The 14527-nt window shown below is 58.9% G+C and carries 10 protein-coding genes and 2 pseudogenes; 7 read left to right on the top strand and 5 right to left on the bottom strand.

All coding sequences use genetic code 11. From position 1 onward, the window contains the following. Position 1 precedes the first annotated feature (1 nt). A complete protein-coding gene (locus H3O04_RS27280; protein WP_442862848.1) occupies positions 2 to 781 on the top strand; it encodes a TIGR04141 family sporadically distributed protein in 780 nt (259 codons plus the stop codon). Here the strand turns inward: H3O04_RS27280 and H3O04_RS27275 are convergent. The 4 genes and pseudogenes from H3O04_RS27275 to H3O04_RS27260 form a co-directional block, all read right to left on the bottom strand. Beyond that, positions 780 to 1363 (bottom strand): annotated as a pseudogene (locus tag H3O04_RS27275) (transposase); the annotation flags it as partial. The gene H3O04_RS27280 and the pseudogene H3O04_RS27275 overlap by 2 nt on opposite strands. 281 nt (positions 1364 to 1644) lie before the next feature. Next, the gene (locus H3O04_RS27270; RefSeq protein WP_012338543.1) at positions 1645 to 2886 is read right to left on the bottom strand and encodes a metal-dependent hydrolase family protein; all 1242 of its coding nucleotides are present in this window, start codon (positions 2884 to 2886) and stop codon (positions 1645 to 1647) included. Positions 2887 to 2898: 12 nt separating this feature from the next. Next, positions 2899 to 4215, bottom strand: coding sequence for an MFS transporter (locus H3O04_RS27265; protein ID WP_023474996.1), 1317 nt, complete (start codon positions 4213 to 4215; stop codon positions 2899 to 2901). Positions 4216 to 4354: 139 nt separating this feature from the next. Continuing rightward, a complete protein-coding gene (locus tag H3O04_RS27260) occupies positions 4355 to 5266 on the bottom strand; it encodes a LysR substrate-binding domain-containing protein (RefSeq protein WP_012338541.1) in 912 nt (303 codons plus the stop codon). Between the two features lie 193 nt (positions 5267 to 5459). Between H3O04_RS27260 and H3O04_RS27255 the strand changes: the two genes are divergently transcribed. The 6 genes from H3O04_RS27255 to H3O04_RS27230 all read left to right on the top strand — a co-directional run bounded on the left by H3O04_RS27255 (position 5460) and on the right by H3O04_RS27230 (position 13615). Continuing rightward, the gene (locus H3O04_RS27255; RefSeq protein ID WP_202588857.1) at positions 5460 to 5870 is read left to right on the top strand and encodes a TIGR02594 family protein; all 411 of its coding nucleotides are present in this window, start codon (positions 5460 to 5462) and stop codon (positions 5868 to 5870) included. 525 nt (positions 5871 to 6395) lie between these two features. Beyond that, complete coding sequence (locus H3O04_RS27250) at positions 6396 to 8948, top strand: type VI secretion system Vgr family protein (RefSeq protein WP_027809043.1); 2553 nt, start codon at positions 6396 to 6398, stop codon at positions 8946 to 8948. Between the two features lie 10 nt (positions 8949 to 8958). Next, positions 8959 to 9762, top strand: coding sequence for a DUF4123 domain-containing protein (locus H3O04_RS27245; protein ID WP_202588856.1), 804 nt, complete (start codon positions 8959 to 8961; stop codon positions 9760 to 9762). A 30-nt stretch (positions 9763 to 9792) separates the two neighbouring features. Further along, positions 9793 to 12354 (top strand): T6SS effector BTH_I2691 family protein, encoded by a 2562-nt coding sequence (locus tag H3O04_RS27240; protein ID WP_202588855.1) that lies wholly within the window; start codon positions 9793 to 9795, stop codon positions 12352 to 12354. A gap of 11 nt (positions 12355 to 12365) precedes the next feature. Next, entirely contained in the window at positions 12366 to 13334 is a 969-nt protein-coding gene (locus tag H3O04_RS27235) for a DUF6708 domain-containing protein (protein WP_012338535.1), read from the top strand. Then, positions 13331 to 13615, top strand: coding sequence for a PAAR domain-containing protein (locus H3O04_RS27230; protein ID WP_012338534.1), 285 nt, complete (start codon positions 13331 to 13333; stop codon positions 13613 to 13615). The genes H3O04_RS27235 and H3O04_RS27230 overlap by 4 nt, the downstream gene beginning before the upstream one ends. A gap of 362 nt (positions 13616 to 13977) precedes the next feature. Here the strand turns inward: H3O04_RS27230 and H3O04_RS27225 are convergent. Continuing rightward, positions 13978 to 14414 (bottom strand): annotated as a pseudogene (locus tag H3O04_RS27225) (transposase); the annotation flags it as partial. Positions 14415 to 14527: the final 113 nt, after the last annotated feature.

The following is a 14527-nucleotide window of genomic DNA, read 5'->3' as shown; positions in this document are numbered from 1 at the left end:
GGTGTTGGCATCGGGGGTTCCCCCAAGAGTCTATTCTGCTTACAAGTGCTTGTATGCTGAGGTAAGATATAATAAAGCGCTGTATATTTTAAATGCAGGAAATTGGTATTGTGTAGATTCTTCATTTAAAAATTTGGTGGATAAATATTTTGATAATACTTTGAGGCGTAATTTCGATAAGCCGTTTGTGGAGTATGAGCATGATGGTGAGGGGAAATACAATGAGGCGGTTGCGGCAAATCTTCCTCGTAAGTATGCAATGCTTGATCGTAAATTGATTTCCTTTGGTGGAAAATCTAGCAAGATTGAAGTTTGCGATCTGTATGCGGCCAGTTCGTCTCGCACTGAGAGAAGTCAACTTATTCATGTTAAGCGGGGGCGAAGCTCCGCCACGTTGAGTCATCTTTTCGCACAAGGACTTGTGTCGTCAACCCTGTTGGTAAGTGAGCCTGGTTTTGTTGTTGAGGTTAATAAGCAACTCGTCAAGCAGAATTTCGCAAAATTCCCTGCAAAACCGATCGGTAGTCGTTATGAGGTGGTTTTTGCGATTATTGATGGTCCATCCGGAGCGAAGCTTGATCTTCCATTTTTTAGTAAGGTCAATCTTAGGGTGTGTGGACGAAGGCTCCAAAATTTTGGGTTTACTGTGAGCCTCATGCATATACCAGAATCCGCGAAATTTCTTGCAGAGGCCAGAAAACGAAAGGCAAAAAAACAAGCAGTTGCAAAAGTTGCCGCGAAGGCAGCAGTTCGCCGGGTCACCCGTGCAAGGAAATCCTGAGAGCACTCTGTTCGCTCGTCTCAATGCTATTGGCATCGAAGAACGCTACCGGATCATGGTCTCAAGCGGGCGGCTCTGGCAGCTCAGTGCCTCGGCCATCAGTCGTCGGTGACCGAGCTGATGAAGTCGGAGACACCTCGGTGCCGTAGCTTTCAGTCAGAAGGGCCTGAATCTCGCGCACACTCATGCCGCGGACGCACATCGCGATGATGCGCTCTTCAAGCCGGGGAAGCGGCGCTCATGCTTGGGAATCAGGATCGGTTCGAAGCTGTCGTCGCGATCGCGGGAGACTTCGGCCCGAACCGGGCCGTGATCGGTGATAACCGTCTTGCCGCTGGCGCCGTTCCGCCCGTTGGCCTGACCGTGCGGCTTGGACTGGCCCTGCGGGTAGCCCAGGTGCAGATTCATCTCGGCACCCATCGCGCGCTCGATGACTGCCTTGTTGAACTCCAGCATCAGGTCCTGCACCTCGGCCGGTGTCATCGGCCCCTTGACCAGTTGGTCCAGCAGTTCCTTAGGCAGTTCAGGCAGCGGCCCGCGGGCCGCTGCCTGACGCGCTACTGTTTGCCTTTTCTTCTTCATCGGCATATCCATGATTTCTACACCTCATGATATGCCTCGCCCACGGAATCACGGATAGGTCCGGTGACGCCGTCGCTATAACGTTTGCAAGGGCCGATTGATGCGGCTCTAGCGAATGGAATGCGGGCGTTTCTCGAATGCGATTGACCGCCGGGGCGGCACCGTCCCGGCCATTGCCGCGCACGCCGCGACTCTCACCTCCAGCTACTTTCAATAACTGTCACGGCCATAATGCCCGTGAGGCGACGCGTGCCTACCGAAGCATCCCCCAGGGCTTCACATCACCGCCCGCCAGCCCGCCGCTTCACAACCGCCCCCCGCTGCAACACATACTCAACCCGCGCACCTTCATCGGCCACAACCCCAATATCCTCGAGCGGATTGCCATCCAGCACGACGAGGTCGGCGATCGCCCCCACCGCAACCACCCCAAGCTCCCCCGTCATATTCACGATCTCCGCCGCCACCGTAGTCGCCGACCTAAGCGCTTCCAGATTCCCAAGCACCTCCGCCCGAATCCGAAACTCCCCGGACTGAAACGCGTGCATCTCCCCGAGCAGGTCCGACCCGAACCCCATCTTCACCCCTGCTTTCGCATAGATCTCGAGCGACTCGCGTCCTTTCTGCTGCACGGAAGCAACTTTCGCCACCGAGTCGGCCGGCATTCCAAACTCCGCCCCATGTTTCGCCAGCGCGTCATAAGTCACCAGCGTAGGCACCACAAACGCCCCCCGCTCATGCATAAGCACCGCAGCCGCTTCATCCACGAGATTCCCATGCTCGATCGTCCGCACGCCGCATCTCACGGCCCGCGCAATCGCCCGCCCCGTATACGCATGCGCCATCACATAAGTATTCGCGGCCTCGGCCTCATCAACAATCGCCCGAATCTCATCCTCCGAATACTGCGTGTTCGCAATCGGATCGGTCGGCGAAGCCACGCCGCCTGACGCCATGATCTTGATCTGCGTCGCGCCTTTCTGAATCTCCTCACGCACGGCGAGCCGCACCCCTTCGACGCCATCGACGACCCGCGCAATCGCCCCCGTCCTGAAACAGCAGGAGCAGGGCTCCAGCACATCGCCGCGCGGCCGGAAATCCCCATGCCCGCCGGTTTGCGACAGCGCCTTCCCCGACGGAAAAATCCGCGGCCCCGGAATCAGCCCCGTCTCAACGGCCTGCATCAAGCTCCAATCCGCGCCCCCCGCATCCCGCACACTGGTAAACCCACGCGACAACATCGCATCGAGAATCGGCAGCGACCGAATCGCCGCGAGAATATTCGGCTGCGTCGCATTCGCGCCCAGGTTCGCATTCGACGCCAGCACATGCACATGGCAATCGATGAACCCTGGCATCACGGTCTTGCCGCGCACGTCGATCACCTGCGCATTCGGCAAATCCACCGGCCGATCGGTAACCTCGACGATCCGCTCGCCTTCGATCACGACATCATGATGTTCGAGCAATACGCCTCGTTCGAGGTCGAGCACGTTGCCGCCTTGAAGCACGGTAATGGTCATGGAGAAAAATCCTTATCGAGTCGTTGCGGCCGCACGCTTCGCATCCTTCACGAAGCGCGTGCCGACGAAACTGACGGCCGCCGCGAGCATCACGTAGAACGCGGGCGCCATGTTGCTGCCGGTGCGGGCGATCAACCACGTGATCAGGAACGGCGCGAACCCGCCGAAAATCGTCACCGCGAAGTTGTACGCAACGGATAGCCCGGTCGACAGCACCTTGGTCGGAAACAGCTCCGCGAACGCCGCGAGGATCGGCCCCGTATAGGTCGCGATCAGCACGCCGAACACGGCCTGGAACACGATCAGCGACGCGAACCCGGGCGCATGGTTGATCCACGAGAACATCGGCCATGCGAGCACGAGGATCGCGAGCGCCGAGCCGGACAGGAACACGCGTCGTCCCCACGCGTCGGCGAGTCGCCCGACGATCGGCGAGCAGCACATGATCATCAGCCCGCCGACCATGCCGGCCGTGAAGCCGGTCGATTGCGGCAGATGCAGCGTGCGCACGGAATAGGTCGGCATGTAGAACAGCAGCACGTAGGTGCAGACGGTCCACAGGATCACCATCGAGAAACTCGCGAACGTTTCGCGCGGGTAGGTGTGCAGCACTTCCTTCAGCGGCGAGCTTTCCTTCGCCTGCGATTCGACGGCGCTGAACGCGGGCGTCTCGTCGATATGGCTGCGAATGAAGTAGCCGACCGGCCCGACGATGATCCCGAGCAGGAACGGCAGCCGCCAGCCCCAGCTATGCAGCGCCTGCGTGTCGAGCGACGTCGTGACGAACGTGCCGGTCGCGGCACCGAGCAGCACCGCGAAGCCGATGCTCGACTGGATCCAGCTCGAGTAATACGCACGCTTCTCCGGCGGCGCGTATTCGGTGAGGAACGCGGTGGCGCCGCCCATCTCGCCGCCGGCCGAGAAGCCTTGCAGCAGCCGCGCGACGACGATCATCAGCGGCGCGGCGATGCCGGCCTGTTCGTAGGTCGGCGCGATGCCGATCAGCGCGGTGCCGGCCGCCATCAGCAGGATCGTGAGCGACAGCGCGGCCTTGCGTCCGACCTTGTCGGCATAGACGCCGAGCACGATGCCGCCCACCGGCCGCATGAAGAAGCCCACGCCGAACGTCGCGACGGTGAGCAGCACGGACGTGAGTTCGTTGCCGGTCGGGAAGAACAGCTTCGCGATGATCACCGCGAAGAAGCTGTAGACGGTGAAGTCGAACCATTCGAGGCCGTTGCCGATCACGGTCGCGACGATGGCGCGGCGGCGCTGTTGCACCGCCGCATCGACGGAAGGCGCGGCGCGCGGGGAAAGCGTTCCTTGCATGGTCTCTTCCTTTGTCAGAAGTCCGGAGACGGGACGGCTGCCCCGCGTGAATCCCATGCTAAGGACAGCCGCAATTTTTTCTGAAACGAAAGATTCGCATGCCTGCATGCGCTGCACGCATGCGTCACGCGCGCGGCAGTCAGGCCCCGGTTTGCTGCTCTGCCTGTTCGAACAGCCAGCGGGTGAACAGGCGGGCGGCCTGGTTCTGCGCGCGGTCGTTCGGCGAGATCACGTAATAGCCGCCGCCGTGGCTCGCGGACGCTTCCGTCACGCGCACGAGCAGGCCGGCGTCGATGCAGGCGTCGATCATGTAGCGCCAGCCGAGCGACACGCCCTGACCGAGAATCGTCATCTGCACGATCTGCGGATAGGAGTTGATCGTGATGTCCTGCGGCTGCGCCTTCTGCCGGTCGACGTCGTTCAGGTCGAACCATTCGGACCACGACATCCATTGACGCTGGCCGTCTTCGAGGCGCAGCAGCGTTTCGTTCGCGAGATCGGCCGCGTCGAGCGTGCGGCCGGCGAGATAGCCGGGCGCGCAGACGGGGAACACTTCCTCGTCGAACAGCCGGCGTGCGGTGTATTCGGCCGGCGCCTGCTGGCGCACGTAGTAGACGCCGACGTCGAATTCCGCGGGCGACATCGATGCCAGGCCGTCGCGCACGATCAGGCGCAGCTTGATGTTGGGATACGTGGCGCGAAAGTCCGGTAGCCGCGGTGTGAGCCACAGCACCGCGACGCCGGACGAGCACGCGATCGTCAGTTCGAGATCGCCGTACGGTTTCATCACGTCGTGGGTGGCTTCCGCGCATTGCGTGAGCAGATGGTGGACCTGCGCCGCGTATTGCTCGCCGGCGATCGTCAGCCGCAGCGAACGGTGCTCGCGCACGAACAGCGAGCGGCCGAGGAATTCCTCGAGTTGCTGGATCTGGCGGCTGATCGCGCTTTGGGTCAGGTGCAGTTCGGCGGCGGCTTTCGTGAAACTCGCGTGCCGCACGGCGGCTTCGAACGCGACGAGGCACTGCAGGGGCGGGAGAGGCGTGATGCGCATGGCGGGGAGAGAATCAGAGAGGGCGCTGCCTCCATGATACGGGCGGACCCGGCGAAAATCGCATGCCGTGAAGGGCGCTGTGGGTTCGCCGTATTCGTGCGAAGATTGCGCGAAACGACACCGACACGTACCCGAGAACGACGTGACCCTATCAGACCCTTAGAGCAAAGTGAAAGCTGCCCACCCGCCGTGGATGTCCGTCGCGCTGGCCGAACTCGGCATCCGCCGCCACCCGCCCGGCAGCATCAATCCGCGTATCGTCGAATACAACAACCAGACGAACCTGGTCGGCTACGACGACAAGATTTCCTGGTGCTCGTCCTTCGTGAACTGGTGCATGGCGCACGCCGGCTTCCGCGGCACCGGCTCCGCCCTCGCGCGCTCGTGGCTGGAATGGGGCAAACCGCTGGAGCGGCCGGTCTACGGCTGCATCGCGATCCTGACGCGCGACGATCCGACGAGCTGGAAAGGGCACGTCGGTTTCTACCTGCGGCACGATGTCGAACACGTTTACCTGTTTGGCGGCAACCAGCTGGAAGAGGTTCGGGAACTTGCGTATCCGTTGCATGAGGTGATCGGCTACCGAATGACCGTGCAGCGGTAACACACAACGATCCAGAACAAGGAGCCCGCAGTGCAAACCGGCAATCTCCGCCTCTACGCGGATGCGCAATACTCGAGCCCTTATGCGATGTCGGTATTCGTCGCGCTCGAGGTTGCAATGCTCCATAAAATTTGGCTGGCCTGTTATTTCTAACAGGTCTTTCCTCTCGGCGGCAACGTTCATCAGAAAAATCGAGTAACTCGACATGGTTGCTCGGAGGCCAATTTAGCGTGCATTTTGTAGAATCGCACATGCTCCTGAAGGAGGCGACGCGACCAGGCGTTTCTATCCTGGATAGCGCCAAAGTCGATCCGCTGCTTGTTTCGGCGTTAATTTATGTAAGAAATACCAGTATTGCCGAGGCGAAGGATTAAAAATCATTGAAACATAAAATGATGTCGGTTGTCGGGAGATTGTTTTTACGTTTGTTATCAAAGCGGATAGGTCGTTGTGGCAAAATCTCTTTCGACCTTTCGCGCCGCCTCCGATGCGCGTTCATTTTTTCCTCCAGAGGAGATATTCGAAATGGGTAGGTTGCCCAATTCGTTGATGCTTGACGCGGGTATCGAGCAGACGAACCGAGCGCTCGTCCTGGAAACGCCCCTCGGGGCGAAGGTACTGTTGCCGCAACGCGCCATGGGTGAATCGCGCGTGGGCCGGGATTTCGAGCTCACAGTGGACGTCGTGTCCCGGGAGCGCGCGCTTCATTTGAAGAAGCTGATGGCGCAACCTGTCACATTATGGGTGCGTCAAGCCGACGAGTCGTACCTGCCTTGGCATGGCTACGTCCATGCAACGCGACGCCTCGGAGCGGACGGGGGACTCACTTACTATCAGCTTTCGTTTTCGTCGTGGATGCGCTTTCTGCAGTACCGCAAGGACGCGCGCATTTTCCAGGACCTAACGACCGCCGACATCCTGACTAAAGTGTTCAGCGGCCATTCGCAGGCGCGCGGTCATTTCCGGCTCGATGTGAAAGACCCGGGCGCGGTTCGCTCGTACTGTACTCAGTACGAAACCGACCACAATTTCGTCCATCGGTTGATGGAGTCGGAGGGATGGTTCACGTATGTCGAGCATGCAGAGGACGGTAAGTCGCATACGATTGTCGTGACCGACGACCTCTTCAATTGCAAAGCGCTCGCTACCCAGCGAGTACCGTTCTATCGCGGCGACCGAGACGGCCAGGCTGGCACACTCGTCGAGTGGAGCGGCGAGCGTACGACGCAAAGCGTCGGATATGCGTTCAGCACGGCGGATTACAAACGTCCAGCGCGCACGTTGCAGCGGGCGGACCGGTCCACGGTTGACCAGGGCGATATCCCGCAGGAGTTGGAAGTCTACGAATACGCGGGCCACTATAGCTTTCCGGTCACCGGCGAGTCCTACGACCGTGGCGAGCGCGCTATGCGAATTCGGCTTGAAGAGATGGCCTCGCGCAGCAAACGGTTTTTCGGGGTGGGCAGTGTTCCGTGCATGGACGCCGGTCGATGGTTCACGCTCGAAGACCATCCCGAGCACGACGCAGACAAGCCTGAGGATCGCGAGTTCGCGATTCTTGGCGTGCGTTGGGCTATCCAGAACAATCTGCCGCTGGGCAACAGCCGCCCCTTTCCGGGTAGCCTGCAGCGACGCCTGTCGCGTCTGCGTGCCGAATACAAGGACCGGCAGGCCGCATTCGTATCGAAGGACCCGTTAGGCAATGAAAGTTTCGTGCTGGCCGAAATCGAGGTCCAGCGCCGCTCGGTGCCATTCCGCAGCCCGTTCGAGCATAGAAAGCCGGTCATGCATATGCAGACCGCCACTATCGTGGGACCGGCGGGTGAGGAGGTGTACACGGACGAGTTGAACCGGGTGAAGGCTCAGATGCACTGGGACCGTCTGGGAAGCAATAACGAGACATCATCGTGCTGGATGCGGGTAATACTGCCGCACGCCGGCAAGGGATTCGGCGGTGTGTTCGTCCCTCGAATCGGACAGGAAGTGGCCGTCAATTACCTCGACGGGGATTGCGACCGGCCGGTCGTCAGTGGAGTGCTCTTTCACTCTGTCAACACGCCACATTGGCATTCGAACGGCCTGCTGTCCGGTTTCAAGTCGCAGGAGTACAGCGGTCAGGGTTTCAATCAACTCGTCTTCGACGACTCCACGTCGCAGAACCGGGCGCAGCTTTTCAGCTCGACGGCGAATTCGTATCTTCACATCGGCTATCTCATCGACCACAGCGGCAATACGCGCGGCAACTACCTTGGCACGGGCTTCGAACTGAAGACCGAGGCGTCAGGTGCCCTGCGGGCCGGACGAGGGCTCTACGTATCGACCTACGCCCGCGGCGGCACGTCGAGTCAGCCGCTGGATGTGAAGGAAGCCACGCAACACCTTATCGATTCGAGCGGCGTGATTCAGCATCGCTCACTCGCGGCAGCTGACGGCCAGGCCGAGACCCTGGACGATGCTCAGGATGCCATCAAGGACTTCGCTGCGACGACGCAGAGCGATGCACAGGGCTCTATGGCGGGCGGCAGGACAGCGGGTGGCGGCACCGGAAGCGCCAATGCGTTTTCGCAACCTGTCATGTTGCTTGCGAGCCCGGCTGACATGGGCCTGTCGACGCAGAAGTCGCTCCACGCAGCAGCTACCCAGCACGTCAATTTGGTTAGCGGAGAGAGCACCTACGTTTCGGTGGCGAGGTCGTGGATTGCCAGTATTGGCGAGAAATTAAGCTTCTTCGTGCAGAATGCCGGTATCAAGCTGTTTGCCGGCAAAGGCAAGGTCGAAGTGCAGGCGCAGTCGGACAACATCGAACTTACGGCAGACAAGACTGTAAAGGTCGTGTCCACTTCCGATTCGGTGAACGTTACAGCCCAGAAGGAAATTACCCTTACCGCCGGCGGCGCATCGATTCGCATCGCCGAAGGTAAAATCTTCATCCATGCGCCGGGGCTGGTCGAGGTCAAGGGCAGTCCGCTCATCTTCGATGGCCCGGCGGGCGATAGCGCGTCGGCGCAGCTTGCGCCTTCAAAGTCGTGCGCCCAACAGTTCGCAGCCGCGGCCCAGGCCGGCTCGGCACTCGTGTAGGGCGGTCGGTATGGTTCACTACGTTATCGTCGAAGTCGTGAACGGGAAGCCCGAGTTGCCTGGTGTGCCGCCGGTCTATGAAGTCGGTGAGTTGGTTCCCGCTGCGCGTCCCGAACTCGAGGGCGTGGCGCCCGTGCTGTACTGTGCGGAGCATCCCGAACTGCAATTGCCAGCGTTGAGAGAACGTGCCGAATCGGACCTTGAGAATGGCTTGCCGCCAGTCGTTTGCGCCATTCTCGAATGCGGAAAGGCGACGGGCCGGCTTCAGCAACATCTGTCGAACCGGTTGATACTGCAGGCGCCGATTTCGGGCGATGCGGTCTTCCGCTACTACGACCCGCGCGTGTTTCTGCACTTGGGTCGCATCTTGAAGGCCGAGCAGATGGATGCGCTTCTGGGGCCGATTGCAACGTGGACGTACCTCGACCCCATGAGCGGCTGGACGGTGGTCAACGGCGCGGCCGAACCGGAAGCCGCCTTCGCGGTTACTGCGGACCAGCACGCACGAATCGCGCGCATCGAGTTGGTTCAGCGCGGGCTTGACCTACTCCGTTGCAATGGTACGGCGCCTCGTCCCGATATGTCGGCGCTGCTCGACGCGCAACTTGCAAAAGGAGAGGCTCATGGGCTCGCCGGTGGGGACCTGCTTGCTTTTGCACTTCACGGCACACTCGTTTCCCCCTGCTTTGACCGTCACCCGCGTGTTCGGGCCATTCTGCAGGCGCCGCGGAAAGGCCCGTATGCTGAAGCGGTAGCGAACTGGAGCGCGGCAGACTGGGAAGCGATTGCTCGCGAGAGCATCCAATATCAATGAGCCCGGGTGGCGGCACGAGAGAGATAAAGAATGGCACTCGACACGAATTTTGCGAGTATTTCGCAGCTCACGCAGTCCGCGATGCAGACCAGCTCGCGTGCGCCGAATTCATGCAACATGTGCAAGAAGAAGGGATTGCCGATTCTGCCTGTCCGCTACGGGGTCGTGGCCAACTCCAAGGCTCACAGCTCTGCTGGCGCGATGTCGCTCATGGGCGGAAAGTTTGGCGACGGCGTCGTCGGCATCGCGCTCAAAAAGGCAAAGTACACGCTGCGCACCCTGCGCTACGGCTACGTGTATATCTTCTATCCAAAGACACAGCGATGGCAGATATACGCGGTTACGGCGGAAGGATACTTGTACGACTATCCGGTCGGCATCAAGCTCGACCGTAGTTTCGAGAAACCGTTCAGTTGCCACCAACCTGGGCATGCGCAACTGGCTCAATGCATCACCATTGAAGACGCCGAACATGCCGGAACCGTGTATCTGGCGTTCAGCGATGAGCTTTGGACACAGAAAGTCCGCGACACCTACGCGAAGAACTTCATGGGTTGTCGTGACAAGCGGATGCAGAAGTTCGATGCAACCGCCTGGTATAACGGCAGCATGAACCAGCCGCACGCGGATAGCGTGGACCATCTCGAGGGGCTACTGAGCGAATACAAGGGCGGTCGTCCCGATGCGCTCGTTACCGGTTGCTTTCCGTACCATGACCGTGCCGGGCAGCAGCCGGCCCTGAAAAAGGCGATGGATTCCATACTGCCGGACAAGGGGCTGTTCTTCGCGTTGTGGGACCCGGTTGGCATCACGCAGGAACTCAACTTCGAGCAGCGCGTTGCTTTCGGCGCAGCGCTTGCGCCGTATGAACACGGAATATGGGCCGCCAGCGCAATCGACGCGCTGCAAAAGGCGGTCGCGGTTTCGGCGAAAGAGGACGTGGAACGTGCCGCCGGCATGCTGGAAGCCAATACTTACGAGGGCATGGGCCTCGGGGCTCTGTTCGATGGTGGCAAGGCGCTCGAGAAGCGGCTCAAAAGCATTGAGGCGCAGAAGGAGTCTGAACTTGCAACAGCCGGACCGGAGGCATGGAAGCCCTACACGACCCACTATCGGCAGCAGGCTATCGTCGACTTTCGGCAACAGATGGCGAACGCGATGAAGTCGGAGCAGGCGAGCACGCTTATACCGCTGTCGCAAGACCATCAGGCGTGGCTGTCCAGTGCCGCATTGCTGAACGTTTTCGAGTCGGATTACGAGCCGGGAAGTTGGCGATGCGGGCTGAACTATACCAACACATTTACACGGTGCATCGAAGGCTCGGCTGACCGCAAAGAGGTCCTTGACGTGCTCGTCAAGTGGGCCAAAGGCAGCGTATCCGATACCCGTAACCCGCTGCTGCGAGCGTTCGTTTTAAATAGTCCGGTACTTGCCGAGAAGGTCAAGGAAGCGTCCAGTTACCCGTACATGGAACTGAGGGAGTTCGTTGCAAAGCTCATTGAGTCATACAGCAAGATAGAGCAGGTGGAAGATTCGAAGGACAAGGGCATTAAGGTTGCCGTCGCGAAGTCCCTAGCGCGACTGCTACATGAGACAGGTGGGCCGGTCGTTCAAGCGGTTAGTACGGGAGTGGAGACTGCGGCGGCGAAGACGCTGTATGTCACACTGTGCATGAGGACGAAACAGCTGTTCGAGTTTAAGGTCGTATACGGTTCGGTAAACCAATGGGTGAACTACATCGCCCGTCAGATGCAGGAAATGATGCCGGGCCGGCAGAAAATTAGCGTGCAGGACCTGAAAAAGCAGCTTCAGGACAAGGCCTCCGTAGGCGGAGGCGTAGACGCGGAGATCAAGGCGAAGCAGTTCGTGCCAGTCGAAAGCCCGACGACAGAGGCCGCTGCCCTAGCAAGCGTCAAGGCGAAGCCCGGGTTCGAGAAGTTGGCCAGCGCGACGCTGACGCCGGACGTGGTCGAGACGATTTACATGCCAAAATTCCGACTTATGACGAAGGGTGAACCTGGGTTTGCAGGCATTGGAGCGATATTCAGTGCTATCAATCTTCGTTTCGCTCGTGAGGAGTTGAAGAAAGCGAATCGGTTCAATCAGACGGAAGCAGGCATCAAGTTCGACAATGCAGTCGGTGGGCTCGTAGCCGGCGTCGCGCAATATGGTTCATCCGCGCTTGAGCAGATGGAAAAGGCGGGCGTTAAACTCTCCGAGAGCACGGCCAAGGTTGGGCGGTTCCTGGGCATCGTTGGCAGATTCGGTGGGGCTATTGTCGGATTGGTATCGGCGGCTATCGATGCATACCATGCCTACGACGAACTCGAGCACGGAAATATCCTTATGTTTGCGCTCTACACTACGTCGGCACTTATCGGAGGAGCTTTGGTCGTTGCCGCGTTTTTAGGAAGTGTTTTGACGTTGCCGTTGCTCCTTCTCGCAGCTCTTATCGGTGTATTGATTAACTATTTCAAGAGTCGCGAAGTGGACGATTGGCTGGAGCAATGCTATTTCGGAATCAAGGCAACTAGCAAAAGATTTGAACACCTTGAAGAGGACCGGAAGGCGTTCACAGCAATTTTTTCTTGAATGGAATCAGTATGGCTTTCGACGGACACTCCCGATACAAGCTCAATCGACCGGTAACGGATACGGAGTCATCGGCACGACTGCATGTCAACGAACGGCGCACTGATAGTGCAAAGAGCGTGGGTACAGTATTCAAGGCAACCGATTCATACCTCGAGGTATGTGATGGCCTTTATCGTGAAAAGGGCTGGGGGCTGCTGGCGTTTTCTACTGCTGGTATCCTCTTCTTCTGCCTAATCGCAATGTTTCTGTGGATAGCGACCCACATGCCAATTGCTGTCCGCGCAAAAGGGCAGCAGGGTATTGTTTACTTCCTGTTGGCAATTTTTTCATTAATTGGCATTGGTGGCCTTGCAGTAACGGTGCGAGCGCTTCTCATAGATTGCTTCAATTATACGCGCAAGCCGATACGGTTTAACCGCTTGGACCGAAAGATATACGCCTTTCGCCATAACGGGCCAGGTGGTGTCTTCTCAGTTCCGTGGGATAGTGCATTTTTGTACGTTGAGCGCAAGCCCAAAGCTGGTCTCGCGGGGACGGCACCTCGTGTGGTCCGTTGCCTTGTGCTTAACGACGAGGGGTTAGTTGTCGGCACGTTCTCGGTCGGCAAGTACGTAGAACTTGCATTTGAGGAAAATAGCCCGGCTGGACAGCAGGCGATGGAAGAGCTTTACCAAGACTTTGAATACTATCGCCGCTTCATGGAAGAGGGACCATCTGCGGTACCTCCGGTAGCCGAATTTCTCACAACAGAAGTCTCGTTCCGAAATTCTCTAAAGTTGCAGTTTGATGGTGCGTCAGACCTGTTGAAGTCGGGGAACCCGGTTATGTCTTTGGTGACGATTATTGCTGCGCTACCGACATTCATCCTTGCGGTTGCCTATTACATCGCGCAGCGGACCTGTCGTGAACCAGTGTGGCCCGAGGAAGTTGAGCGGGCGTGCAATGCTGCGACGCCGTCCAACGGCCTTACAGCATGAGCCGACGGTTCATTCGTCAGGGCGATAAGACCGATCGCAACGGTGTTGTGGTCGACGGTATCGCAGGCACCTCGTTGCAAGGCCAACCTTTCGCTTATCTGGGCGCCCCGGTTCAATGTCCCGCCTGTGGCACGACGGGCGTCATCATAAGCGACGGCTCGCCACGCGCGATGACGATGATGGGTAAGCAGGTCGCATTAGAGAACGATTTGTGCCAATGTAAATGTGAGCCACTGCCGAAGCTGATGTCGTCCCAGACTCTCGGTTCAATAAAGACATGACGGCGCGTCGCTGCCTGTTGCAGGGCAACGGGCGCGGTTGTTGAAACGTATCAGCCACGGGCTCGTTGCCGCTCGCGATGAGTTGTACGGTCATTTTCTATCATGATGCGGACGATTGCAGGGGTGGCGTGCGAAAGATGCACGATCCGCTTGATAGCCATATAGCGGATGGCGCGCCAAGGCGACGGCGCATGACCGTGAATGGCCACCTTCGCAGTCGATGACCATCGATACGATTTCTATCGGTAGGGCTTCGACAAAGGAGTGAATCGCCTGAGCCTGCTCTGCGGTGAACGTGCGGGCGAGTTTGTCCCGCGGCCTCTTCGATAGATTCGGGTTCAGGAAATCGACGTCCGCAAAGCTCAGTCGCAGCAGATGGCCCTGAATCATGCGTACGCTCATGCCGCGTGCATACATGCTGATGACGTGATCGTCGAAGCCGGGCAGCCGGCATTGATACTTGCCGGCCAATTGCCGTTCGAACGTTGCCTGCCGGTCATGCGGAATATCCAGCTTCAGTTCGCCGTTGGGGCGTGAGGAACGTCTTGGTGCGGGTGCCATTGCGGTGGTTGCCGGCCGTGCCTTGCTCGGTCCCGGCTTCCGGATGGTGGCTCATCTCGGCCGTGAGCATGCGTTTGGCCAACTGCTTCCTGAGCTGGCCGGCCAAGCCCCGATTCGCCCAGGATCGACTCGGCGTTCTTGCCCTGAAGCTGGGCAAGCAACTGATCGTCAGTTCGTCGGGAAACACCTTCGGTGCCTTCGGATTCTTGCTCTTCTTGATCACTGTTGCATCGGTCATAGGACGTTAGTTCCGTTATCGTTTCATGACCTCGGCACACTAAAAGTCTGACAGGCTCCCGTATCGTGATCCCGCCTAGTTTTTCGCCACAGCGTCAGTTTCCGTCTGTGTTC

The sequence above is a fragment of the Burkholderia sp. KCJ3K979 genome (assembly GCF_016759955.1).
Classification (GTDB): Bacteria; Pseudomonadota; Gammaproteobacteria; order Burkholderiales; family Burkholderiaceae; genus Burkholderia; species Burkholderia orbicola.
Note: the sequence above shows the minus strand (reverse complement) of the source record. Positions and strands in the feature narration are given on the sequence as shown.